Source organism: Corallococcus terminator, from assembly GCF_003611635.1.
GTDB classification, from domain to species: domain Bacteria; phylum Myxococcota; class Myxococcia; order Myxococcales; family Myxococcaceae; genus Corallococcus; species Corallococcus terminator.
The window spans coordinates 1-25330 of sequence record NZ_RAVZ01000125.1 but is presented as its reverse complement, the minus strand read 5'-3'; the positions used below and the strand labels follow the sequence as shown (position 1 = coordinate 25330).

17 protein-coding genes and 1 pseudogene are annotated in these 25330 nt (G+C 69.6%); 10 read left to right on the top strand and 8 right to left on the bottom strand.

Going from position 1 to position 25330, the window contains the following annotated elements; all coding sequences use genetic code 11:
* Nucleotides 1-121 (bottom strand): ATP-binding protein (locus D7V88_RS44480; RefSeq protein WP_279636049.1); only part of this gene is annotated, 121 nt, incomplete at its 3' end.
* Here D7V88_RS44480 and D7V88_RS19080 point away from each other — a divergent pair.
* The 4 genes from D7V88_RS19080 to D7V88_RS19065 are packed head-to-tail and all read left to right on the top strand — an operon-like array spanning nt 99 to nt 3935.
* The gene (locus D7V88_RS19080) at nt 99-1304 is read left to right on the top strand and encodes a response regulator (protein WP_279636048.1); all 1206 of its coding nucleotides are present in this window, start codon (nt 99-101) and stop codon (nt 1302-1304) included. The genes D7V88_RS44480 and D7V88_RS19080 overlap by 23 nt on opposite strands.
* The gene (locus tag D7V88_RS19075) at nt 1301-2140 is read left to right on the top strand and encodes a CheR family methyltransferase (RefSeq protein WP_244238250.1); all 840 of its coding nucleotides are present in this window, start codon (nt 1301-1303) and stop codon (nt 2138-2140) included. Before D7V88_RS19080 ends, D7V88_RS19075 begins: the two co-directional genes overlap by 4 nt.
* Before the next feature lie 15 nt (nt 2141-2155).
* Nucleotides 2156-2785 carry a chemotaxis protein CheB gene (locus D7V88_RS19070; protein ID WP_120542080.1) on the top strand — a complete coding sequence of 210 codons (630 nt, stop codon included), beginning with the start codon at nt 2156-2158 and terminating at the stop codon, nt 2783-2785.
* A 31-nt stretch (nt 2786-2816) separates the two neighbouring features.
* The gene (locus D7V88_RS19065) at nt 2817-3935 is read left to right on the top strand and encodes a hybrid sensor histidine kinase/response regulator (protein WP_120542079.1); all 1119 of its coding nucleotides are present in this window, start codon (nt 2817-2819) and stop codon (nt 3933-3935) included.
* Here the strand turns inward: D7V88_RS19065 and D7V88_RS19060 are convergent.
* Both D7V88_RS19060 and D7V88_RS19055 read right to left on the bottom strand, forming a co-directional pair.
* Nucleotides 3925-4857, bottom strand: a complete 933-nt coding sequence (locus D7V88_RS19060; RefSeq protein WP_120542078.1) for a metallophosphoesterase — start codon at nt 4855-4857, stop codon at nt 3925-3927. The two genes, D7V88_RS19065 and D7V88_RS19060, sit on opposite strands and share 11 nt — an antisense overlap.
* An 87-nt stretch (nt 4858-4944) precedes the next feature.
* A complete protein-coding gene (locus D7V88_RS19055; protein WP_120542077.1) occupies nt 4945-7893 on the bottom strand; it encodes a choice-of-anchor D domain-containing protein in 2949 nt (982 codons plus the stop codon).
* A 420-nt stretch (nt 7894-8313) separates the two neighbouring features.
* Between D7V88_RS19055 and uvrA the strand changes: the two genes are divergently transcribed.
* From uvrA to D7V88_RS19040, 3 genes are all read left to right on the top strand, one after another.
* Nucleotides 8314-11187, top strand: coding sequence for an excinuclease ABC subunit UvrA (uvrA, locus tag D7V88_RS19050; protein ID WP_120542076.1), 2874 nt, complete (start codon nt 8314-8316; stop codon nt 11185-11187).
* Nucleotides 11188-11227: 40 nt separating this feature from the next.
* On the top strand, nt 11228-12673 hold the full coding sequence (locus D7V88_RS19045; RefSeq protein ID WP_120542075.1) for a POT family MFS transporter: 1446 nt from the start codon (nt 11228-11230) through the stop codon (nt 12671-12673).
* A 161-nt stretch (nt 12674-12834) separates the two neighbouring features.
* The gene (locus D7V88_RS19040; RefSeq protein ID WP_244238249.1) at nt 12835-14097 is read left to right on the top strand and encodes a TolB family protein; all 1263 of its coding nucleotides are present in this window, start codon (nt 12835-12837) and stop codon (nt 14095-14097) included.
* 87 nt (nt 14098-14184) lie between these two features.
* Here the strand turns inward: D7V88_RS19040 and D7V88_RS19035 are convergent, their stop codons facing one another.
* The 4 genes from D7V88_RS19035 to D7V88_RS45185 form a co-directional block, all read right to left on the bottom strand.
* Nucleotides 14185-15573, bottom strand: a complete 1389-nt coding sequence (locus D7V88_RS19035; protein WP_120542073.1) for a peptide MFS transporter — start codon at nt 15571-15573, stop codon at nt 14185-14187.
* Nucleotides 15574-15675: 102 nt separating this feature from the next.
* Nucleotides 15676-18603, bottom strand: coding sequence for an ATP-binding protein (locus tag D7V88_RS19030; RefSeq protein WP_120542072.1), 2928 nt, complete (start codon nt 18601-18603; stop codon nt 15676-15678).
* Nucleotides 18600-19385 (bottom strand): methyltransferase domain-containing protein, encoded by a 786-nt coding sequence (locus D7V88_RS19025; RefSeq protein WP_208726366.1) that lies wholly within the window; start codon nt 19383-19385, stop codon nt 18600-18602. The genes D7V88_RS19030 and D7V88_RS19025 overlap by 4 nt, the downstream gene beginning before the upstream one ends.
* Nucleotides 19385-21838, bottom strand: coding sequence for a PilZ domain-containing protein (locus D7V88_RS45185; RefSeq protein WP_120542071.1), 2454 nt, complete (start codon nt 21836-21838; stop codon nt 19385-19387). The genes D7V88_RS19025 and D7V88_RS45185 overlap by 1 nt, the downstream gene beginning before the upstream one ends.
* Nucleotides 21839-22206: 368 nt before the next feature.
* Here D7V88_RS45185 and nadA point away from each other — a divergent pair, with 368 nt between their 5' ends.
* Nucleotides 22207-23139: a quinolinate synthase NadA gene (gene nadA, locus D7V88_RS19015; protein ID WP_120542070.1), complete on the top strand. Its 933-nt coding sequence runs from the start codon at nt 22207-22209 to the stop codon at nt 23137-23139.
* Nucleotides 23140-23224: 85 nt separating this feature from the next.
* Nucleotides 23225-23836, top strand: coding sequence for a zinc ribbon domain-containing protein (locus tag D7V88_RS19010; protein ID WP_120542069.1), 612 nt, complete (start codon nt 23225-23227; stop codon nt 23834-23836).
* Nucleotides 23837-23885: 49 nt separating this feature from the next.
* Here D7V88_RS19010 and D7V88_RS19005 read toward each other — a convergent pair whose 3' ends face one another.
* Nucleotides 23886-24263: a metallothionein gene (locus D7V88_RS19005; RefSeq protein WP_120542068.1), complete on the bottom strand. Its 378-nt coding sequence runs from the start codon at nt 24261-24263 to the stop codon at nt 23886-23888.
* A 167-nt stretch (nt 24264-24430) separates the two neighbouring features.
* On the opposite strand from D7V88_RS19005, the pseudogene D7V88_RS19000 reads away from it, so the two are divergent.
* A pseudogene (locus D7V88_RS19000) lies at nt 24431-25330 on the top strand (hypothetical protein); the annotation flags it as partial.

Genomic DNA, 25330 nt, shown 5'->3' with positions numbered 1-25330 from the left:
AGATGGACAGGCCCAGGCCGGTGCCACCGTACTTGCGGTGGGTGCTGCCGTCGGCCTGACGGAACGCCTCGAAGATGACGCCCTGAAGCTCCGCGGGGATGCCGATGCCGGAGTCGCGCACCCTGCTGGTGGTGGAGGACGACGCGCTCTTCGCCGCCGTGCTGCGCGACCAGGCGCGGGAGCTGGGCTTCCAGTGCCTGCTGGCCCACACCGGCGCGGACGGCCTGGAGGCGGCCTTTGGCTACCAGCCCAGCGCCATCCTCCTGGACATCCAGTTGCCGGACCAGTCCGGCCTCACGGTGTTGGATCAGCTCAAGCGCGACGCGCGCACGCGCCACATCCCGGTGCACATGCTGTCCGCGTTGGATCAGACCCGCGAGGCGCTGGAGCTGGGCGCGGTGGGCTACGCGCTCAAGCCCGTGCAGCGCGAACAGCTCCTGGATGTCTTCCACAAGCTGGAGACGAAGTTCACGCCGGGCGTGCGCCGCGTGCTGGTGCTGGAGGACGACACCCGCCAGCGCGAGAGCATCCAGAAGCTGCTGGAGAACGAGGAGGTGCGGATCCACGGCGTGGCCACCGCGCACGAAGCGCTCCAGCAGCTTCGCGAACACACCTTCGAGTGCATGGTGATGGACCTGCACCTGCCGGACCTGAGCGGCTTCGAGCTGCTGGAGCAGATGGCCGCCCACGAGGACGTCGCCTTCCCGCCCGTCATCGTCTACACCGGGCACACGCTCAGCCGGGACGAGGAGCAGCGCCTGCGCCGCTTCTCGCGCGCCATCATCATCAAGGGCGTGCGCTCGCCGGAGCGGCTCCTGGATGAGGTGACGTTGTTCCTGCACCAGGTGGAGTCGCGCCTGCCCCCGGAGCGCCAGCGCATGCTCCAGACGGCGCGCGACCGCGAGTCCACGCTGGAGGGCCGCCGCATCCTGGTGGTGGAGGACGACGTGCGGAACATCTTCGCCCTCTCCAGCGTGCTGGAGCCCCGGGGCGCGAAGGTGGAGATCGCCCGCAACGGCAAGGAGGCCCTGGCCCTGTTGAGCAAGAGCCTGGCCCAGCCCCAGCTCGCGGTGGACCTGGTGCTGATGGACATCATGATGCCGGAGATGGACGGCCTCACCGCCACGCGCGAAATCCGCAAGCGTTCGGAATGGCAGAAGCTGCCCATCATCGCCCTCACCGCGAAGGCCATGCGCGACGACCAGGAGAAGTGCCTCCAGGCGGGCGCCAATGACTACATCGCCAAGCCGCTCGACGTGGAGAAGCTGCTGTCGCTCCTGCGGGTCTGGATGCCCAAGGGATGAGGCCGCGCATGCTCGACGTGGCGTCGAAGGACTTCGACATCGAGGTGCGGCTGCTGCTCGACGCCCTCTTCCTCAAGTACCACTACGACTTCCGCGGCTACGCGGCGTCGTCGCTCAAGCGCCGGCTGGCCCAGGCCGCGGAGCACTTCGACTGCGCCACCCTGTCCCAGCTCCAGGACCGGGTGCTGCACGAGCCCGCCCTCTTTCCTGGCCTGCTCGACTACCTCACGGTGCAGGTGAGCGAGCTGTTCCGGGACCCGTCCTACTTCCGCTCCCTGCGAGAGCACGTGGTGCCGGTGCTGCGCACGTATCCGTCGCTCAAGGTGTGGATCGCCGGGTGCAGCACCGGAGAGGAAGCCTGGTCGCTCGCCATCCTGCTGCGCGAGGAGGGCCTGCTCGAACGCACGCTGCTCTACGCCACCGACATCAACCCCACCGCGCTCCAGCGCGCGGAGGCGGGCCTGTACGCGGTGGACCGCATCGCGACGTTCACCCAGAACCACCGGCTGTCCGGCGCGCGCACGTCGCTGTCGGACTACTACACGGCCGCGTATGGCAGCGCGGTGTTCGACCGTTCGCTCAAGTCCCACATCGTCTTCTCGGACCACAGCCTGGCCACCGACAGCGTCTTCGCGGAGGTGCAGCTCCTGTCGTGCCGCAATGTGCTCATCTACTTCAACCGCGAGCTGCAGGAGCGCGCGCTGGGCCTGTTCCGCGACTCGCTCTGTCACAAGGGCTTCCTGGGCCTGGGGGCCCGTGAGTCCCTGCGCTTCTCCACGCATGAGGCGACGTTCGCCCCGGTCGTCGCCGAGGATCGGCTGTACCAGAAGCGATAGAGGAACCGCCGGCCCATGACCGACCCGCGCCACCCCCGAGCGCCGTCCCCCGTCCGAGTCGACGCCATCGTCGTCGGTGCGTCCGCGGGGGGCGTGGATGCGCTGTCCCTCCTGCTGCCCGCGCTGCCCCGGGACTTCCAGCCCGCGCTGCTCATCGTCCTGCACCTGCCCCGCGACCGCCCCAGCCTGCTGGTGGAGGTGTTCTCCGCGCGGTGCGACCTGCCGGTGCACGAGGCCTGCGACAAGGAGCCCATCCAGCCGGGCTGCGTCTACTTCGCGCCCCCGGACTACCACCTGCTCGTGGACGCTGGCGTCGGCGGACACCACGGCCCCTGCCTGGCGCTGTCGCAGGACGCGCCGGTGCACTTCTCCCGCCCCGCCATCGACGTGCTCTTCGAATCCGCCGCGGCCGTCTACGGCGAGCGCCTGGGCGGCGTCATCCTGTCGGGCGCGAACGCGGATGGCGCGTCGGGGCTGGGGGCGGTGCGAAGCAGGGGCGGCGTCACGCTGGTGCAGACGCCGGCCACCGCGCTCGTGGCCACCATGCCCGCGGCGGCGCTCGCGCGGGGGCCGGTGGACTTCATGCTGCCTCTTGAACAGATGCCCGCCGTCTTGAGGGCATGGGGAGGCGCCGGTGCGGTCTGATGCGAGCCTCCCCAGAAAGGAGTCCCAGGGCGTGTCTTCCTCCCGGGTGAAGTGCCTGCTCGTCGATGACCTGGAGGAGAACCTCCTGGCGCTGTCCGCCGTGCTGCGTCGCGACGACGTGGAGGTGTACTGCGCTCCGTCCGGCGCGCACGCGCTGGAGCTGCTCCTCCAGCACGAATTCGCGCTCGCGCTGTTGGACGTGCAGATGCCGGACATGGACGGCTTCGAATTGGCGGAGCTGATGCGCGGCTCCGAGCGCACGCGCGACGTGCCCATCATCTTCGTCACCGCGGGCGCGGGCGACCCCCGCCGCATGTTCAAGGGCTACGACGCGGGCGCGGTGGACTTCCTCTACAAGCCGCTGGACGCGTACGTGCTGCGCAGCAAGGCGGGCGTCTTCTTTCAGATCCACCGCCAGAAGCAGCAGTTGGCCGAACAGTTGGACACGCTGGCGGAGACCCTGCGCCTCAACGAGATGTTCACCGCCGTGCTGGGCCACGACCTGCGCAATCCCCTCTCCGCCATCCTCACCGCGGCGGACCTGCTCCAGCGCCGTTCGGAGGACGAGGCCGTGCGCAAGACGGCCCACCGCATGCTCACCGCCGGCAAGCGCATGGGCCGGATGATTGAAGACGTGCTGGACCTGGCGCGCGCGCGGCTCGCGGGCGGCATCCCGCTGCGCCGGGGGGAGACGGACTTCGGGCAACTGGTGCTGCGCATGGTGCAGGAGCACCAGACGGCGTGGCCCCAGCACACCATCGAGGTGCACCAGGACGGCGACCTCGTGGGGGACTGGGACGCGGACCGGCTGGCGCAGGTGGCCTCCAACCTGATTGGCAACGCGCTCCAGCACGGCGACACCGCGGAGCCCGTGCGCATCCGCGTGGACGGCACGAAGGACGACGCCCTGCGCTTCACCATCACCAACGTGGGCGTCATCCCGGACCGCCTGCTGCCCTTCCTCTTCGACCCGTTCCGGGGCGGCCAGCAGAACCGGGGCCGGGGCGAGGGCCTGGGCCTGGGCCTCTACATCGTCCAGCAGATCATCCAGGCCCATCAGGGCGGCGTGGAGGTGCTCTCCGGCACCGGCCCCTACACGGAGTTCCGTGTGGAGCTGCCGCGCCGGGGCATGGACGTCGTCAAGCTGTAGCGTTGTCGTTGCGCGGCGCGCTGCCCGGCCCGTCGCCATTGTCGGCGTCCACCAGCGGCGGCAGCGTGTGCAGCCCCCAGCGCTGCCCCACCTGCCACGCGACGGCGCCGCTGACGCCCCAGCCGGCGCGCTGGGCCTCGCGGCCCTCGAACTCCAGCCAGAAGACGGCGGTGTCCGGCTTCGCCGCCTGATCCAGGCACGCCACGCGCGACTGCGTGCGCCCCTGCGCCTCCAGCGACACAGCGAAGGGCTTGTGCGAATGGCCGCAGAGCACCCAGCGCGGATGCAGCGCATCCACCAGCTTGCGCGTCACCGGGTTGCCAATCCACGGCGAGGGAAGCGGCCGTTCGGGGGCCAGCCGCTCCTCGCGGGCCTTCTGCACGATGCCCCGGGGCCACTCGTGCACGAGCAGCAGGTCCACGTCCTGGAGCGCGGCCACCTGCTCCACCTCCGCGGTGCGGAAGTAGCCCGCCTGCTTCGCCGTATCCAGCGTCGTGGGCCGCTTCAGCGGCTGGTCGATGAAGCGGGGCGCGTGGATGCCGGACAGGTACGCCACGCGCAGGCCGCGCACCTCCCGCAGGCCGGCGCGGCCCAGGTAGTGGACGTCCGGGGCCAGCTCGCCGCCTTCGGGCAGGTCGTGCAGCGCTTCGAAGTCCTCGTTGTTGCCGCCAATGAAGTACAGCGGCCGCTTCACCCGCTTGAGGCCGTCCGCGTACTCGGCGAACTCCGCGGGCATGGCCCGCTTGGCGGCCTTGCGCTTGTGGTCGTCCGCGCGGCGGAAGGCCTCCACGTCCCCCACCGCCAGCACCAGGTCCACGCGGCGGCCCCGCGCCTCTTCCAGCGCGTCCAGCCAGGCCTCCACCCGGTGGAAGCGTCCATGGATGTCACCCAGCGCGGCGACGAGGAGGGAGTCCTGCGGCATGACCCAACTCAAAGCCTCCCGTCCCGCGCTGTCGAGTCACCCGCCCCCACGTCTGCCCGATGAAGGACGAATGGCTGGTCTCCGAGCCTACGGGCAGCCCAGCGGATAGGTGATCTCCACCAGGGCTCCCGGCGGAGGGGCGCGCTGGCGGTCGAAGATGACCGCATTGGTGCGGCCGTCATACGTCCACCCGCCCACCACCGGGGTGCCCTCCACCCGGACGGTGATGGCCCCGGTGTCCGCGGGCTTCTCCGACAGGGGGAAGTTGCGGTTGGGACCGAAGGCGCTCTCCGACAGCTTCTCCAGCGACGTGGCCCAGTTGGGCGTGCAGATGCTGTCCACCACGCCCCCCAGCTTCTGGGCCAGCTCCATGTAGCGGCTGCCGGAGCTGCTGGCACTGGGGCAGGTCGTCAGGTCCGCCGGGCCCACCACCGCGTTGAAGCTCACCTTCGCGGGGTCGTTGCCCTTGAGGGCCAGGAAGTACGTCTCGTAGAAGGCCACCGGCTGCGAGCTGAAGTCCTCCTCGTCCGACAGCGCGATGATGGCCAGCTTCGCGTCCTGGCGCAGGAAGCCCCCGTTGCCGTCCGCCGCTTGCGGCGTGCGCGGGTCGTCCAGGTTGTAGAGCAGCGGATCCGACAGCGCGCGCCACGCCGCGTCCAGGCCCTGCTCGTTCCAGTGGCACACGCCCACGTTCGTGTTGAAGGCGAAGACGCTGGCCGCGTTGGGCGTCTGGGGCGTGATGATGCGCGGGCTGGAGCCGTCCACCGGGAACAGGCGCCCGTTCTCACCGCCGAGCGCGCCGCCGGGGCACTCCGACCAGCCGCCCGGAGACGGGTCCAGGCCGGTGGTCGTCACGCCGATGCGGTAGTCCACCTGCGCGGCGGTGGCGGCGGAGAGGAAGGCGGCGAAGTTCTCCCCCAGGCTCTGCTGCTCCTCCATCATGGAGCCCGAGTTGTCGACGACGAAGAGCACGTCCACCTTCGCCTCCGCCTCCTGGAAGAAGCGGTCGGTCTGCTCCGTCTTCGACACGGCCTGCCCCAGCAGGCCCGCGTTGTAGACAGCGCCATCCGCCAGCGTGAAGCGCACCGTCGCCGCGTCGGCGCCCGCTTCCACGGGCGTGTACTTCGCGGTGAGCTTCACCCGGGCCCCCGGCTGGAGCGTGCCCGGCAGCGCCCCCGACACCGCGAACTCCTGGCCCGGCTGCTCCAGCTTCATGCCGGCCACCTTCACCGCCGCCGGACAGTCGTTGTAGGCCATGAATTCGCGTGTGCGGGCACCGCACGACAGCCGGCTCACGCCGAAGTCCACCGTGGTGGGCTGCACGGAGAAGCACCCCCGCACGCCCTGGCCGGACAGGGACACCATCGGATGGCCCAGCGTCGGATGGCTCACCCAGCCTTCCGCGAGCCCCTGGAAGGGCCCTTCCGTGTCCGGCTGGAAGCGCACGATGAGCGTCGCCTTCTTGCCGGGCGCGAGTACGCCGTTGCCCACCGGATCCGCCTGGAAGACCTCGTCCGAGCCCGACGCGAGCTGCAACGCCGACAGGTAGCAGGCCTGCGTGCCGGTGTTGCGCAACGTCACGCCCAATGCCACGCGCGAGCCCACCGGCACCCGGCCAAAGTCCAGCGTCCGCGGAAGGGAATAGAAACAGGGTGGGAACTCCCTGCCCTCACCGGAGAGCGAGACGCCGTCCGTGGCGATGGAGCCGTCATGCGACGTGGTGACGTTGAGAGAACCGTCGCTCACGCCCGTGATGCCCTCGCGGGGGCTGAAGGTCAGCCCCACCGTCACACGGCCCCCGGGCGCCACGGGCAGGCTCGCCGGCGGCTGGGCCAGGGTGAAGTAGCCGCCCGTCTTCGTCGTGAGCACAAGCCCGGTGACGGCCGCCTCGTCGCGGCAGTGGTTGTGCACGGTGACCTCGCGCGAGGCCGTCATGCCGAAGGCCACCGCGCCGAAGTCCAGCCGCGCGGGCGTCACCTCCACGCACGACGTGCCGCCCTCGCCCGCGAGCGACACCTTGGGCCCCGGCGACATGGTGCCCATCTTGCGCACGGCCACCTCCACGCGGCCGTCCTTCACCTTGCCGGAGGCCACGGGCGTGAAGGCCACGCGCACCTCCACCACCGCGCCCGGCGGCAGCAGGTCATTGGACAGCACCGGCGCGCTCACCACCTTGAACACGCCGGAAGGGTCCTCCAGGAGCGCCGCGCCCTTGTAGCTGAGCGGTTCGTTGCCCTGGTTGCGCACGGTGATGCGCGCCTCGGCGGTGGCGCCCACGGCCACCCGGCCGAAGTTCACGCGCAGCGGCGTCACCTCCAGCATGCTCGCGACGCCCGTACCGGTGAGCGTCACCACCGCGGGCTCGCAGCCTTCGCACACCGTGACGTGCAGGGCCGCCTCGGAGGTGCCCAGCCGCACCGGGCTGAAGGCCACCGGCACCTTGCGCGTCTCATGCGGCGCGAGCACCGACGGCAGCCCCGCCCCGGCGGAGAATTGATCCGCGTCCGTGCCCTGCACCGACAGCACCAGCGGGCTCTCCACGTCGGAGGGATTGCGCACCGTCACCTCGCGCATCTCCACCAGCCCCAGGTTCACGTTGCCGAAGTCGAGCGCCGTCTCCGTCACATCCACCAGCGCCTTCACGCCGCGCCCGGTGACGGGCACCTGCGCCACCGCCTCCCCCGACGCGTCGGTGAGCACCTCCAGTTGTCCCTGGATGTCGCCCTCCACGTCGGGTGTGAAGCGCACTTCGATCTCCTGCTCCGCGCCGGCCGACAGCGTGAAGGGGTCGAAGGACGGAACGCTGACGTTGGGCAGCGTGGAGCGGGCCCCCTCCACCCGGTAGGACGCGCGACCCTGGTTCGCCAGCCGCAGCTTCATCGTCTTGGTGCGCCCCAGCGCGGACGCACCGAACTCCAGCAGCTCCGGTCTCGCGGCGAACCCCGTGCGTGCCTGGTGTGACTCCGGCCGCTCACAGGCCGTCCACACCACCGTCGCCAAGGCCACCACCACCGTCGCCCATCGAGATCCACCCATACAGAGTCCCGTCCTTCCCACACCTGGCACCGGTGTCCCCCCGAACTGCCCTGCACGTGGATCCGGTTGGCGTAGAAAGATGCAATGCGGGTGCCTGCCTTCCGCACGAGGCCCCGTCGCACCGCTGACAGGGCAAACCAGCGCCACCACAAGGGCAGGCAGTCAGAGCAGCAAAACTTGGAATTCGACGTTTCGTGGAAGCGATAGCAAAAGCTTCCAAAACGGTTGCTTCCTCACCGACCTCTCGTCCCGAGGGGCAGTCGGCCTTTTCGCGGGGCGGGTGATGGCTGGGAGACGGCCGTGCGGCGCCCGGCCGGCCCGGGGGATGCGGGAGGCGGCGCGGGGCGTTCCAACAGAATCCCTCCGGTAGGGCGGCTTTGCGTTCACCGGAACACCCTTTCAGTGATAAAGCGCGCCCCCATGTCCGAGCCCGACGTCATCTCCATCCGTGGTGCCAGGGAGCACAACCTCAAGACCGTCTCCCTGGACATCCCGAAGAAGAAGCTCGTGGTGTTCACCGGCGTGTCGGGCTCCGGCAAGAGTTCGCTCGCGTTCGACACGCTCTACGCGGAGGGCCAGCGCCGCTACGTGGAGAGCCTGTCCTCCTATGCGCGGCAGTTCCTGGGGCAGATGGAGAAGCCCCGCTACGACACGCTGCGCGGCCTGTCGCCCACCATCTCCATCGAGCAGAAGGCGGCCAGCAACAACCCGCGCTCCACGGTGGGCACCGTCACGGAGGTGCACGACTACCTGCGCGTGCTCTACGCCTCCATCGGCGTGCAGCACTGCCCCCAGTGCGGGCGCAAGGTGGGCAAGCAGAGCGCGCAGCAGATCGTGGATGAGATCATGAAGCTGCCCGCGGGCACCAAGCTCCAGGTGCTGGCGCCCATCGTCACCAACCGCAAGGGCGAACACAAAGACCTGCTCACGGAGGCGCAGAAGCGCGGCTTCTCCCGCGCGCGCGTGGACGGGAAGCTGCGGGAGTTGGAGGAGCGCATCGAGCTGGACAAGAAGTCCAAGCACGACATCTCGCTCGTCATCGACCGTCTGGTGTTGAAGCCGGACCTGCGCACGCGCCTCACCGACTCCGTGGAGACGGCGCTGCGCGAGGGCAAGGGCACGCTCATCATCACGGATGAGAAGGGCACGCCCGCGTCCGACCGCGTGATGAGCGAACTGAACGCGTGCCCCGCGTGCGGTCTGTCCTTTGGCGACCTGACGCCCGCGTCGTTCTCCTTCAACAACCCGCTGGGCATGTGCACGGACTGCAACGGCCTGGGCACGCGGCCGGAGATGGACGCGGACCTGCTGGTGCCGGACCAGACGCGCAGCATCCGCGACGGCGCCATCGAGCCGTGGGCCAGCGGCATGAACCGCGGCGAGGGCTGGACGGCGGACTTCGTGGAGAGCCTGGCGGCGGCGTTCAAGATCGACCTGGACGTGCCGTACGCGAAGCTGACGAAGCGGGAGAAGGACGCCCTGATGAACGGCGTCAAGGGCAAGTCCTTCACCGTGGAGTGGGGCGACAACGGCCAGTACCAGATGGAGTGGGAAGGCCTGCTCGCGCGCACGATGCGCAACTTCAAGACGACGACGTCGGAGGCGCGCAAGGCGGAGCTCCAGAAGTACTTCAGCGACAAGCCCTGCCCGTCCTGCAAGGGCGAGCGCCTGCGCCCGGAGAGCCGCGCGGTGAAGGTGCACGAGCGCACGCTGGTGAACCTGAGCCAGTTGACCATCACCGACACGCGCGCGTTCCTGACGAAGTTGGATCTCTCCAGCCAGGAGGAGAAGATCGCCCAGGAGCTGCTCAAGGAGATCCGCAGCCGCCTGTCCTTCCTGGTGGACGTGGGCCTGGGCTACCTCACGTTGGATCGCACCGCGTCCACGCTGTCCGGCGGTGAAAGCCAGCGCATCCGGCTGGCGTCGCAGATGGGCAGTGAGCTGACGGGCGTCATCTACATCCTGGATGAGCCCTCCATCGGCCTGCACCAGCGCGACAACGGCAAGCTGCTGGCCACGCTCAAGCGGCTGCGCGATCTGGGCAACTCCGTCATCGTCGTGGAGCACGACGAGGAGACGATGGAGGAGTCCGACTACCTGGTGGACTTCGGACCGGGCGCGGGCGAGCTGGGCGGACAGGTGGTGTCGCAGGGCACGCCCAAGCAGGTGATGGCGGACGAGAACAGCCTCACCGGCGCGTACCTGTCCGGGCGCAAGGAGATTGAGATTCCGGAGTCGCGCCGGCCGCCCAATCCCAAGCATCAGATCTCCATCGTGGGGGCGACGGAGAACAACCTGAAGAACGTGGACGCGGACATCCCGCTGGGCATCTTCACCGCGGTGACGGGTGTGTCCGGCGCGGGCAAGTCCACGTTGATCAACGAAATCCTCTACCCGGCGCTGGCGCGGGCCCTCTACGAGAGCCGCGAGCGGATGGGCAAGCACAAGTCCATCAAGGGCCTGGAGCACCTGGACAAGGTCATCGACATCGACCAGCGGCCCATTGGCCGCACGCCGCGCAGCAACCCGGCCACGTACACCAAGGTGTTCGACGCCATCCGCGAGGTGTTCGCGATGACGCCGGAGGCGCGCACGTTCGGCTACGGCCCGGGCCGCTTCAGCTTCAACATCAAGGGCGGACGCTGCGAGGCGTGCGAAGGCGACGGCGTGAAGCTGGTGGAGATGCACTTCCTGGCGGACGTGTACGTGCCGTGCGAGGTGTGCAACGGCAAGCGCTTCAACGAAGCGACGCTGCGCGTGCGCTACAAGGGCAAGAACATCGCGGAGACGCTGGACATGAGCGTGCGCGAGGGCGTGGAGCACTTCGGCGCGCACAAGGACATCCTGCGCGTGCTCCAGACGCTCACGGACGTGGGCCTGGGCTACCTGCGGCTGGGCCAGCCCTCCCCCACCCTGTCCGGCGGCGAAGCCCAGCGCATCAAGCTGGCGCGAGAGCTGGCGCGCGTGGCCACCGGCCGCACGCTCTACATCCTGGACGAGCCCACCACGGGCCTGCACTTCGAGGACATCCGCAAGCTCTTGTCCGTGCTCAACCGGTTGGTGGAGGCGGGCAACTCCGTGCTCGTCATCGAGCACAACCTGGATGTCATCAAGAGCGCGGACTGGCTCATCGACCTGGGGCCTGAAGGCGGCGCGGGCGGCGGACAGATCCTCGCCGTGGGTACGCCGGAGGAGGTCGCTCGCGTGGAGGCCAGTCACACGGGCCGCTACCTGAAGCACGTGCTGGGCAAGGCGCGACGGGCCCGCGTGGGCAAGCGTGTGGACGCGGCCTGATGCTCCCATGGGGCGTCACCCTCTAGTAGGGTGGCGCCCCATGGCCGAAACCACGACCGCCCCGTCCAACCGCTTCCCGCCGCAGATCCCGTACATCATCGGGAACGAGGCCTGCGAACGCTTCAGCTTCTACGGGATGCGGAACATCCTGACGGTGTTCTTCATCGACTACCTGCTGCGCACGCACGTGCCGGAAGCGGGGGCGCGCGAGGCGCAGGCGAAGGGCCTGTTCCACCTGTTCATGGCGGGGGTGTATTTCTTCCCGCTCATCGGTGGGTACCTGGCGGATCGCTTCTTCGGGAAGTTCCAGACCATCTTCGCGCTGAGCCTCGTGTACTGCGCGGGGCACGCGTGCCTGGCGCTCTTCGAGGACAACGCCACGGGCTTCTACACGGGCCTGACGCTCATCGCGGTGGGCAGCGGCGGCATCAAGCCGTGCGTGTCCGCGATGGTGGGGGACCAGTTCACGCAGAGCAACAGCCACCTGGTGAAGAAGGTCTTCGCCATCTTCTACTGGACCATCAACTTCGGGTCGTTCTTCGCGTCGCTGTTCGTGCCGCTCTTGATGACGAAGTTCGGGCCGGCGGTGGCGTTCGGCGTGCCGGGCATCCTGATGTTCGTGGCGACGGTCATCTTCTGGGCCGGCCGCAAGCACTACATCCTGGTGCCGCCCACGGGCCCCAACCCGCACTCGTTCCTCAAGGTGGTGTTCAGCGCGTTCAAGGCGGACGCCCCCAAGGGCAGCCACTGGTTGGATCGCGCGAAGGCGGACCACCCCAAGGAGGCGGTGGAAGGTGTGAAGGCGGTGTTCCGGGTGGCCGGGCTGATGCTGCCCTTCATCCCCTTCTTCTGGATGTTGTTCGACCAGAAGGCGTCCACCTGGGTGGTGCAGGCGCGCGCGATGGATCCGCACGTGGGCAGCGTGGTGTTCCAGCCCAGCCAGATGCAGTTCATCAACCCGCTGCTGGTGATGATGCTGATTCCGTTCCTCACCGCCATCGTCTACCCGGCCTTCCAGCGCCTGGGGTGGGAGCTGACGCCGCTTCGGCGCATGCCCATGGGGCTGGTGTTCGGCGCGGTGTCGTTCGTCATCGCCGGCTTCTTCCAGGTGGTGATGAATGGCGGGACGACGCTGAACATCGCGTGGCAGTTGTTGCCGTACATCGTGCTGACGGTGGGAGAAATCCTGGTGTCCACCACGGGCCTGGAGTTCGCGTACACGCAGGCGCCCCGGGAGATGAAGGGCACCGTGCAGAGCGTGTGGCTGGTGACGAACACGCTGGCGAACGTGGCGGTGGCCATCGCCGCGGCGCTCAACGTCTTCACCGGCGCGGGGCAGTTCTTCTTCTACGCGGGCATGGCGCTGGTGGCCGCGGTGGGCATGGCGCTGGTGGCCCGCCGCTTCGTCGTGCACGACTACTTCCAGACGGACGCCAAGGCCCCGCTGGATGGCCGCACGCCCGGGGTGGAGGCGAAGCCGGCGTAGCGCTCCAAAGCCTCCCTCCAAGGCGATGACCCAACGCGGGCGCAGGGCGGATGTTTCCGCTGTGCTGCTTCTGCTCCTTTTCACCCTCCAGGGCCTCCTGTTCCCCCAAGTCAGCGAGGCCGTCGGTGAGACTGGAATCGAAGGTGCGAAGGGGGTCGAGAATGGCCGCGTTGCTCCTGCTCCTCGCCGGAGGATGCCGGAGCCCATCCCTGCTCACCGACGGACGAACCCATGAAGCCCTCCCCAGACAGGAGGCCTCGCCCGCCCGGCCCATGGGCGAGGGGCCCTGGCTTCTTCAGGTCCGCAAGCAGGACCTGTGGGTCCGCACCCCTGCTGGTGGGGACAGCGAGTACGCACTGACACGAACCGGGCGGGTGGTGGCCACCCGCCCCTACGGAAACGGGCTGGGATGGAGCGGCGTCGCCATCTCTCCCGATGGGCGCCAAGTGGCCTATGTCGAACGCCCGGAAGCGCAGGAGCACGAATCCCCGGGCCGATGGGCCCTCCTGTGGATCGTCAATTCGGATGGCTCGGGTCGACGCATGCTGCTGGACCTTCGCAAGCACGCGCTGACTCCGGGGCCGTTCCGCGCGGGCGCCATCCTCTGGTCCTCGGATGGCGCCCGGATCGCATTCTCCCTGGAGTCCTTCACGCGAACCGGCCCGGAGTCGCGGCCCTGCCCGCTCGCGGAGGTCCACACGGTGGAGGTGGGTTCGGGCAAGGTGGAGCGGCTCTTCGAGAGTCCAGCGCGCGGGATGCTCACCCCCCGAGGGTGGAGCGCACAGGGAACCGTCTCCTTCTCGCTGTTCTCCTGTGAGGCAACCGCCGAGGTCGGGAAGGAAGGCCGCCTCTTCGAATTCGAGCCAGGAAGAGGCATACGAGACACGCACGCGCGCGGTGCGGTTTCCTCCGACGGGGTGCATACGCTCCTGCTGCCACCGACACCGGAAGCCGGGGTCCCCACCGCGTTGCTGGATGGAAGGAAGGTGGATGCCCCTTCCGAGGTCGACACCCGACTCCTGCGCCACGTGGCCTGGATGCAGCACCAACCCGTGGCTTATCTCACGACCTACTCCGGACAGCCTCGCTCCTGCGCCTTCGACCGAGTGCCTGCGCCAGCGCTCTTCCAGGCGAACTTCGACGTGTCACGGCCGAGCATCGAGCCGAGAACGGGACTGGGTGGACTCATGGTCCTCGCGTTCTCACCCGACGACGCACACGTACTCGCCGCGACGGTCCTGCTGCGCTCCCAGGCAAGCGAGGTGTGCCGGCCGGACACCTTCGATTCGCTCCTGGTGATGGAACGCGTCCAGTTGGAGAACAGCCCCACCCTGACCGCGCTCTCCGCTTCCAGCATCCGGCTCGACGTGCCGGCATCGCAGATGGGACCAGAGCTTCAGGGCTTCGTGGGCTGGGTGCGGTAGCACTCAAATCCACGAAGAACGCCGGAGCGCTGTGACAGCGCCCCGGCGTCGGTCTTCACTCACTCCAGGCCAGGGGCCCGGAAGGCCTCAGGTGGCGGCTTGCGCCGCGCCGCCCTGCTGCGGGCTGGCCGGAACGGGCGTCACTTCATCCGTGCCGTGCATCATCCGCTTCAGCGTGGGGGCGAGGAACAGCAGGATGACACCCGCCAGGCCCGCGCCGACGACGATGGTGAGGAACACGCTGAACTCACCCATCTTCTCCGAGTAGCCACCCAGCACGCCGGACAGCTTGTTCGCCGCGGCGTTGGCCAGGAACCACACGCCCATCATCGCGGAGACGACACGCGTGGGCGCCACCTTGCTCACCATGGACAGGCCCACCGGCGACAGGCACAGCTCGCCCATGGTGTGGAAGAGGTACGCCATGATGACCCACCACGCCGCCGCCTTGCCGTCCGCCGCGCTCTCCTTGGAGGCGCCCAGCATGAAGGCGAAGCCCACCGACAGGAAGATGAGGCCCAGGCTCATCTTCACCGGGATGCTCAGGTCCTTGCCGCGCGCCGCCAGGGAGCTCCACAGCATCGCGAACACCGGCGCCAGCGCGACGATGAAGACGGAGTTGAAGTTCTGGAACCACGTCGTGGGCACCACCCAGCCGAACATGGAGCGGTCCACCTTCTGGTCCGTGTAGAGGTTCATCAGGCCGCCGGCCTGTTCGAAGCCCGTCCAGAAGGCCACCACGAACAGCGCGATGATGAAGATGACGATGATGCGGTCCCACTCCTCGCGGGAGAAGCCAGACTTCTGGCCCTCCGCCGACGCCGTCACCGACGCGGCGGGACGCGGCGCGGGCGCGAGGCCCACCTGGCCCAGCATCCGGTTCTGGAGGGCCAGGAAGATGATGACGCCCAGGGTCATGCCCACGCCGGCCGAGCCGAAGCCCCAGTGCCAGCCCACGCGCTCACCCAGCGTGCCGCAGATGAAGTTGCCCAGCACCGCGCCCAGGTTGATGCCCATGTAGAAGATGGTGAAGGCACCGTCGCGCCGGCCGTCGCCCGCCGGGTACAGCCCGCCCACCATGGTGGAGATGTTCGGCTTGAAGAAGCCGTTGCCCACGATGAGGAAGCCCAGGCCCGTGTAGAAGATGCTTGTGCCCGGTAGCGCCAGCAACAGGTGCCCGATGATCATCAGCACACCGCCCAGCAACACCGCCTTGCGCTGGCCGATGTAGCGGTCCGCGATGTAGCCGCCCACGATGGGCGTCAGGTACACGAGGCCCGTGTACGTGCCGTAGAGGCTCAGCGCATCCGCCGTGGACCAGCCGAAGCCGCCCCGCACCTTGTCGGTGAGGAAGAGCACCAACAGGCCGCGCATGCCGTAATACGACATGCGCTCCCACATCTCGGTGGCGAACAACAGGTAGAGGCCCGGGGGATGCCCCTTGCGGGCCTCGCCCGCGGCGACGGTGCTTTGCATGCCGTGAGTTCCTCGTACTGACTTTGAAGGGGGTGAAATGAAAGACGCGCGACTCTACCAGAGTCACGCGGGAGTCACGCTTTCAGGGAACAACCCCTTCGGTCAGCCGAGCCGCCGCGTCCACCGCCCCCGACCCGTACCGCCAGTCGGGGTGGACGTCAGGGGCTCCGACATCAGCGGGCGCATGGGCAGCCGCACTTCCACCCGCGTGCCCTGCCCCACCTGGCTGGTGATGTGGATGCGTCCGCCGTGCTGCAACACGATGCGGCGGCTCAGCGCCAGCCCTAGGCCGGTGCCCTCGCCCGCCGCGCGCGTGGAGAAGAAGGGCTGGAAGAGGCGCTCCAGGTCCTCCGGGCGGATGCCCACGCCGCTGTCGACGATGGTGACCACCGCGTCGTCGTTCTCCTGGGTCGTCGCCACCCTCACGCGGCCGGTCTCGCCCACCGCGCGCAGGGCGTTGTCGAGCAGGTTGAGCCACACCTGGTTGAGCGTGCCGGGGTCGCCCCAGATGGGGTCCGTGGCGTGGTACGCGCGCTCCACCACGACGCCCGGCGGGATGCGCCAGCCCAGCACGTTGAGCGTGGAGTCGAGCGCCTGATCCAACCGCACCGACACGGGCTTGTCCGCCGTGCGCACGAAGGACAGGAGCGATTCGGCCAGGTGGCGGATCCGCTGGCCGCACTCCTCCATCACCTCCAGCATGGCGGGGCCCAGGTCCGGGTCGCCGCTCGTGTCCTTGCCCAGGAGCACGTCCTTGAGCGGCATCAGCGCGTTCATCAGCCCGTTGAGCGGGTTGCGCACCTCATGCGCGAAGCCGGACGTGAGCAGGCCGATGGCCGCCAGCCGCTCGTTCTCCGCCGCGCGCACCGCCGCTTCGCGCAGCCGCAGTTGCGTCTCCACGCGCGCCAGCAATTCGCGCGGGCTGAAGGGCTTGCCCAGGTAGTCGTTGGCGCCCGCGCCCAGGGCCTCCACCTTGGCGGACACCTCCTGGCGCGCGGTGAGCAGGATGACGGGCAGGTCCACCGTCTGCGCATGGGCGCGAAGCTGCACCAACAGATTGAGGCCGGAGAGCACCGGCATCATCACGTCCGACACCACCAGGTCCGGCCGGTCCTCCATCGCCCGGCGCACGCCCTCCTCGCCGTTGGCCGCCTCCAGCACCTGGTAGCTGGGTGCGAGGATGTCCGCGATGAAGGCGCGGATCTCCGCGTCGTCCTCCACGACCAGGATGCGGGGCGCCTTCGCATCCGCGCGCGAATGGTCCTGCGGCTCCGTGGGGCGCTGGGCCCCGGAGACGGTCGCGGCCAGCACGGTGGCGAAGCGCCCGGAGCTGCGCCGCTCGCGGCGGTTGGAGGGCTCCAGCACCCGGCGCTCGCGCACGTCCTCGCGCACGACGGTGTTGGACTTGGGCAGGCGCACGCGGAAGCTGGAGCCCTGGCCCGGCGTGCTCGACACCTCGATGCCGCCCGAGTGCAGCTCCAGCGTCTCCTTCACCAGCGCCAGGCCGATGCCGCTGCCCCCGAAGCGCCGCGTGCCGGACGTGTCCGCCTGGGCGAAGCGGTCGAAGATGACGGCCAGGTCCGCGGGCGCCATGCCCTGCCCGGTGTCCACCACCTCCACGTGCACGTCCGTCGCATCCTCGCGCAGGCGCACGGCGATGCTGCCGCCCGCCGGGGTGAACTTGAGCGCGTTGGAGACGAGGTTGTGGAACACGCCTTCGATGCGCTCCACGTCCACGGACACCGGCGTCAGCGGCCCGCCCTCCAGTGTGAGCGTCAGGCCCTGCTTCTCCGCCACGGTGCGGAAGGGCAAGAGCTGCGATGTGAGGAAGGTGTGCAGCTCCAGCGACTGGTAGCGCAGGCGCACCTTGCCCGCCTCCAGTTGCGCCAGGTTGAGCAGGTTGTCGATGAGCCGCAAGAGCCGTTGCGTGCTGCGGTCCAGCGTCGTCAGGTGCTGGCGCACCACCGTGGGCAGCGACTCCGGTTCCTTCTGGAGCGCGTCCAGCGACAGCAGGATGAGCGTGAGCGGCGTTCTGAGCTCATGGCTCACGTTGTCGAAGAACTCCGTCTTCAGCCGGTCCTGCTCGCGCTGTTTGATCAGCGCCGCCTCCAGCTTCTCGTTGGCCTCCGACAATTCGCGCGTGCGCGCCGCGACGCGATCCTCCAGCGCCACGTTGCTGCCGAACACCTCGTCGTAGCGCTGCTGCAATTCGCGCAGCGAGCCCAGGTTCGCCTGCGCCTGGGCGGAGAGCAGCTCGTCCTTGCGCTGCAGCTCCCGCCGCCGGTCCAACCAGCCGCCCAGCGCGAAGCCGCCCACGCCCAGCGACGTGACGGAGAAGAGCGCGTCGCCCCAGCCCAGATGCGTGGCCAGCAGGCCCGTCACCATGCCCAAGAGCAGGCCCAGGTAGTGGCCCCACATCGTGGGCGGATCCGTCCACGTCAGGTGGTAGCGGCACGCCTCGCCGCCCAGCACCTGGCACTCCGTCTCCTTCACGTCCGCGGGCGTCAGGCCCCAGATGGTGGGAAAGGACGCGAACTGGCCCATGCGCAGCTCGCAGATGTTGCGGTTCTGCTCCGGGATGCTGCTGCGGTACGACAGCTTGAGCCGCTTGTGCTCCAGCAGGTCCACCGTGAACGCACCCACCCGGTTGTAGCTGGGGGAGAAGTCGATGGTCTGCTTGTAGCAGGCGCGCGGAGAGCCGAACGCGCGCAGCATGTAGAAGACGAAGCCCAGCGCCTGCGGGGACGCGGTGAACAGGCCCGCCTCGCGCATGAACTTCGAATCGCCGGAGGCCTCGCGCAGCGCCACCGCCACGCGCTCCAGGAAGCGCAGCGAGACGTAGTTCGTCGGCGTGCGCATGTAGTCCAGCCCCAGGCTGAACCCATGGTCGCGCCACAGCTTCGCCAGGCGTTCGGCGCCGTAGCGGTGCTCGAAGTAGAGCAGCAGCGTGGACGTGGCGCGGACGCTCACCTCCGGGGCGTTGTCCGGCGACACATCCTGCACCTTCACCGCCGGCAGCCGACCACTCACGTCTTGATTCCTTCGGTCACCAGCGTGACCGCATATTTGAGTCCCTCCGGGTCCGCCAACATCGTGAGGAACTCCTCACAGTGCGCCCGGTAGGCTGCGGGGCCCCCGAAGGCGGGGACCGCCACGGGCGCCAGCGCTTCGAAGCGCGTCTCCCAGTCTCGCAGAAGCCGGGCCTCCGCCGCGCCCGGGGCCATGTAGAAAGGCACCAGGTGCACGCGCACGTCGGCGAGGCCCGCGCGGCGGAAGTCGGAGAACATCTTGCGGCCCACGTACAGGTCGAACCCGCGCGCCTCCAGCGCCTCCACGATGCGCTGGGTGCCCTGACGCAGGTGTTCCGGGAAAGGCCAGTTCTGGAAGCCCAGGCCGTCGATGTCGGACACCACCACCCGTCCCCCCGGCCGCGTCACGCGGATGAGTTCCGCGAGCGCCACCTGCCGGTCCGGAAGGTACTCGAAGACGTACTGGCTCCATACGTAGTCGAAGGTGTCCGCCGGCAGGCCGGTCGCGCGCACATCCACCTGGAGGAAGGTCAACTGGGGGCGGTGCCGGTTGCGCGCCTGGGCCTCGGCGATGCGGCCCTCGTGCACGTCCACGCCGGTGACGTGGCCGCGCTCCCCCACCCGCTCCGCCATCAGCTCCGTGATGCCCCCCGGGCCGCACCCCGCGTCCAGCGCCCGGTCCCCGTCCTTGAGGCCGGTGAGACGCAGCACGGCGCGCGTGTCCTGGGACTGCTCCTGCTCCAGCAGGCGCCGCGCTTCCCCCGCGGATTCCATCAGGTACATCACCGCGCCTCCTGGTCCTGGGCCGGGGAGATGGCGGCGCGCGCCTCCGCCCGGGCCTCGCGGGCCGCCCGGCGGGTGGGGGCCTGCCGCTCGAAGAGCGAGCGCCAGGCTTCGCACCAGCGGCGCACCATGGAGCGGTGGAAGGTCCATTCGGAGAAGCGGCCCTGGTCCACGAAGCCCGCCTCCAGCAGCACCGGCACGTCCGCCGAGTCCACCAGGCCCAGCGCCGAGGGCCGGCCGCGCTCATTGGCGTGCTGACGGCACCGCGCCGCGAGCGCCGCCACCGCCTGACGCGCGTCCGGGTGCGCCCGGTCCGGCACCACCAGGTTGAAGCTGTTGGAGACCTCGATGAGGCTCAGGCCCGGGGTCGCCTCCTCCTGGAGCGCCATCGCCAGCGGCCGCGTCTCCCCGTCCACCACGAACATGCGCCGCTCCCGGTGCAGCCCCACCGCCCGGAACCGCTCGCCCAGCTCCTGTTCGGCCCCCAGGTCCGCCAGCAGGTCCTCGCTCAGAAGACGCACCATGTCGCCCTGGGCCCGCAGGTACATCTCCAGCCACTTGCGGTCCGCGGGGCCCGCCTCGCGCACGACGGGCAGCGCTCCCGGCGCGATGATGGAGGGGGCGTCCCGGTCCGCGCGCAGGTAGTGGAACTGGCGCAGGTGGCACAGCCCCTGGCCCTCCAACACGCGCGCCAGCCACGTCCCCAGCCGGTGGGGCCAGCGGTTGTCGGTGCGCCACATGTAGCGGATGAACTCCACGTCCTCCATCGCCTCGCCGACCTCCACCGCGAGCGACGTCAGCTCGCTGGAGACCTGCTCGCTGCGCCGGAAGCCGGGCAGCACGGCCAGATGCTGCACCAGCCACGTGCCGGAGTGCATCCGCAGCCCGTTCACGTGGCCCAGGGGCCGGTGCCCGTCGGTGTAGACGAGCGAGCGCCCCAGGTCGCGCGCGCGGCCCAGGCGTTCATGCAGGTCTTCCAGGGCGGGCAGGACGCGGGGCTCCTCCCCGAAGGGGTGGTCCGGGTGGAAGGTGTAGCGGGCGTCCTGCATCATCCGCCAGAGGTCCGGGAAGCGGAACACCGTCCCGTCCTTCACCTGGGGCGAACGGGCGGACACGAACGCGTCCACCACGGCGTCGCGCACCGTGGCCGGCATGTCCAGGATGCGCACCCCGCAGCGGTAGGGGCGCAGGCGCTGATCATGCCGGGCCTCGAACGGGACGACATCCACCGAGCGCACCTCCACCCGGCACGCCACCTCCGAACCGTCTGGCAGCAGCAGCGCCGCGTCCAGGTGGGAGCCCGCGGGCAGCACCTCGCACGACGCGTCGATGGGGAAGGCGAACCCGTGGCCCCCTAGATCCAACACCGCGCGGGTGACGCGCTGGCCGCCGAAGGGCGAGGTGAAGCGCACGAGGAAGCGGTGATCCACCGCGGGCCGGAAGCGCTGCTGGCCGCGCCGGTTCTCCACCGACAGCGAGCGGGGCAGGCCCAGCGACACGCTGTCCTGCGCGACGTGGAGCATGCTGGTGACGCCCGAATAGTGCTGGCCACCCATCTCGAAGCAGAGGTGGACCACCTCGCCCACGCTGGCCGGCAGTCCCGGGGCCACGACGCCGCGAAGGATGCCGCGCTCGTCCACCGGATCCACCGTGGCGGACTCCATCCGGAAGTGCGCCGCCTGGCTGTCCGGCGGGTGCAGCCATAGGGGTAGCTCCCGCCGGAGCGCCTTGCGCAGCGCGGCCAGCACCGTCACCGGGTCGCGCAGCGTGCGGGGCGGCGCCGCGCAGGATTCGTCCGGCATGGGCCGCCAGGAGATGCCCACGCGCAGGAACGACCGCCCGTCCTGGTGCACGGGCGTGGCGTGGCGCACGTAGGCGCGGCCCACGTGCAGCACCGGCTGGCCGTCGCGCACCATGGACAGCGCGTCCAGCACCGTGCCCGGGAGGAAGGCCGCCATCGACGCATCCATGGGAATGCGGAGGGCCGCGCCGAAGTTGCCCAGGTCCTGGCACTCCGCGACGAAGGGCTGGTCGCGCAGCAGGAAGTCCACCCGCATGCCCGCGTCCAGCGCCACGCGCGTGGAGGCGCGCAGTTGGAGGATGTCGCGCAGGCGCAGGCCCAGCTCCCCTTCCGACAGCGCGTCGTCCACCGTGCTGAAGACGTGCCCTTCCGCGGCGGTCTCCACCAGTTCCTCCAGCCCGAGCTGATCCGACCGGGAACAGACGAACACGCAGACAGCCTCCGGGGCGGCCCGGTCCACGTGGCGCAGGAAGCGCCGGGCGTTGTCCGCGGGGGCGATGATCAGCGTGGGCACCGAGGATTCCATGCGCCGGGTGGCCTCCACCTGCGAGCCCACCGCCGCCACCCGGTGAGCCCCCAGGGCCGCCACCAGCGCGCTGCGACGGGCTTCGTTGGGGTGGACGATGAGGACTTCGTGAGTGGGCACGCTCATGGATTTTTCCCGACGCGCAAGGGCCACACCGGCGCCCGCGCAAGGCGCCATTCCTGTAGACGCGAGGCCTGGATTGAGCCCCGTTCCCGCCAGTCGCATGTCTTGAGTGTCCGAGCCTGGTGGATGTCCGCTGCCAGCGAGCCCGCGCTGTGACGCCTTCCCGGTGAGCCGCCAGCAAACCGCTGCGTACTTTACCTGCTCCTATGGATTAGGTGATGTACGCGAGGGTAAGAGACTTTTCGGAATAGGTTAAAGTGCGAAGTCACCACAGACCCCCTGTTGGGTAGGAAGCGCGCAGGGGGCGGCGTGGAGCGTGCTGGCCGCGGAGGCTGGAGGCGGTTACAGAAGCCCCGGCGAGGTGAACCACGATGGGCGTGACGGTGGACTACGAGGCCGAGATCCGGGCGCTGAAGCGCTCCATGAACGCGGTCATCCTGGCGCACTACTACCAGGAGAGCGAGGTGCAGGACGTGGCCGACTTCGTCGGCGACAGCCTGGCGCTCGCGCAGGCGGCGGAGAAGACGGACGCCGACGTCATCGTCTTCTGCGGCGTGCACTTCATGGCGGAGACCGCGAAGATTTTGAATCCCACCCGACAGGTGCTCCTGCCGGACCTGAAGGCCGGCTGTTCACTGTCGGACCGGTGCCCGCCCGCGGCCTTCAAGGCGTTCAAGGAGAAGCACCCGGGCGCCTTCGTGGTGTCGTACGTGAACAGCTCCGCCGCGGTGAAGGCGATGAGCGACGTCATCTGCACGTCGTCCAACGCGGTGCGCATCGTCAACCAGATTCCCAAGGACCGCCCCATCCTCTTCGCGCCGGACCAGCACCTGGGCCGCCACGTGATGAAGGAGACGGGGCGCGACATGGTGCTCTGGCCGGGCAGTTGCATCGTCCATGAGATCTTCAGCGAGAAGAAGCTCGTGGGCCTGAAGGTGGAGCACCCGGACGCGGAGGTGGTGGCCCATCCGGAGTGCGAGCAGCAGGTGCTGCGTCACGCGGACTTCATCGGCTCCACGAAGGCCATCCTCGACTACGTGGTGAAGAGCCCGAAGTCGAAGTTCATCGTGGTGACGGAGGCCGGCATCCTCCACCAGATGAAGAAGAGCGCGCCGCACAAGACGTACATCCCGGCGCCACCGGACAACGGGTGCGCGTGCAACGAGTGCCCGTACATGCGACTCAACACGCTGGAGAAGCTCTACCGGTGCATGAGGGACCGCACGCCGGAGCTGGTGCTGCCCGCCGACCTCCAGGGCGCGGCGCTGGCGCCCCTCAAGCGGATGCTGGAGTGGTCTGCCTGAAGTCTTGAAGAGGGACTGTCGTCCGCGTTCCAGGTTTGGAAACTCGCGTCTTGCGGACGGCGGGCCCAAGTGCCATGGAAGGAACGTGGCCTTCCGATTTCTCGCAATCCCCGCCCACCGGCTCGTGGACTTCCCCAACACCCTGCCGGACGACGAGCGCCTGGAGCCGGAGCTGCCGCCGGTCCACGAGGCCGTGGAGCGCGCCCTCGCAGGCGCCGAGTTCCGCGACCTGCGCGCCCGCGACCGCATGCGTGCCCTGCTCCAGGGAGACCAGCCTCCGGCGCTGGGTTCGCCAGGCAAGGGCTTTGGCCCCAGCGCCGTCTTCGCCAAGCCGCCCCAGGATCTGCCGGCGCTCCTGCGCCTGGCGGACGAGCTGGAGGACATGGCGCGGCGCGAAGCCGGTGAGCGCGCCCTGGTGTGGAAGTGCGGGCAGTGCAACGCCCGCTACGCGGTGCCCGTCGCGCTGGTGCGTCAGGTGTCCATCCGCTGCGAGCGCTGCGGCACCCCGGTGGAGCTGAGCTCCCAGCAGAGCCTGGGCGAGGAAGCCCTCATCGACCCCTTCCAGGGCGCGGTGAACACCAGCCGGCACGAGCTGGCCACGTTCTTCCGCGAGGCGATGGCGCGCGGCTGGCCCGTGCTCGTGTCCGAGGGCGGGGCTCCCGCGCCGCGCACGCGCGCCTCCACCCCGGCCGCCTGACGGACCGCGGGCGAGCCTTTCGGCCGGCGCCCGCGGAAAGCTCAACCCCTCAGATGAAGACGCCGGCGGAGGCGTCGTAGCGCGCCTCCTGCAGCTCCTGCGTCGCGGGACGGCCGCGCAGCGCGTCCATCACCTGACCGGGGGCGTGGCGTCCCGAGCACTTGGAGCACTCGCACTTGCCGCGCTTGCAGGTGCAGTCCGCCTTGCTGCCGCAGGAGCACTTCGCGGTCAGCATCCTGTCCAGCTCCTCCAGGGGCCGCGGAGCCACCTCCGGCTTCGCCTCGGAGGACGGGGGAGGAGCGGGCGTCTGGGCCTTGGAGGCCGTCTTCGCCTTCGCGTGGGCCTCGCAGGCATGGGCGGGCGCCGGCACCAGCCACAGGCCGCCCAGCACCAATCCGGCGGTCATCCACGTCGCGCTGCGTGCCATGTCGCTCTCCTCGGGAGGGGCACGGCTGGCCCCTGGAGTCCGGCCTATAGCGCAGGGCATTCCCCCTGCCAAGACATGCGCACGTACCTTTGCCTACCCGCCAACGAAGCCCACGGTGCGCTCGCCCGGCGCGGGGGCGCGCGCGTACAGTCCGCGCCCTCCTGCCCGTGACGAACCGAACCGCCCGCATCGCCTTCGCCGCCGCGCTCGTGCTGGGCGCGCTGCCCCTCTGGGTGTCGCGCGTCCTGCCCATGGTGGACCTGCCGCAGCACCTGTACCTCATCTCCGTGCTGCACCGGCTGGAGGACCCGACGACGCTGTATCCGGCGCTGTTCGCCGCGCGGCACGAACTGACGCCGTACCTCGGGTACTACTACCTGGTCAGCGCGCTCAACTGGCTGTTGCCGCTGGAGGTCGCCAACCGCGTCTTCCTCACCGCGTACGTGGTGGGGCTGCCGCTGGGGCTGGCCTTCCTGCTGCGCAGCCTGGGCCGGCCCTCCTGGCCCGCGCTGCTCACGCTGCCCCTGGCGTACGGGGACAGCTTCGGCTGGGGCTTCATCAACTACCTGGCGGCGCTGCCGCTGACGCTGCTGTGCTGCGGCCTGTTCGTGCGGGCGCTGACGGACGTGCCCCACCGCGTCCGCTGGGCCGTGGGGCTGGGCGCGTGCCTGGTGGCGGTGCTGCTCTTCCACGTGCAGGCCTTCGGGTTCCTGGCGTTCGGGCTGCCGTGGCTGCTCTTCACCACGCCGGTGCCCGAGGACGCGGCGGCGAAAGGCTTCCTGGCCCGGCTGCGGCCACGCGGGGCGGCGCTCGCGGGCGTGGTGCCCGGCGTGACGCTGTTCCTCTCGTGGGTGGTGCTGCGGTTCGGCAACCCGCCGGACATCCAGCCCGGGGCGCCCTGGAAGGCCTGGGGGCCCACGTTCTCGCCGCAGAACCTGGCGTGGAAGGGCTTCGCGCAGAACCGCGCGGAGTTCTTCCAGGTCCTCGCCAACACGTTCCACGACGGTTCGGACCGCTGGCCGCTGTACGCCGTGGGCGCCGTCGCGCTGGTGGGCTGGGGGCTGGGG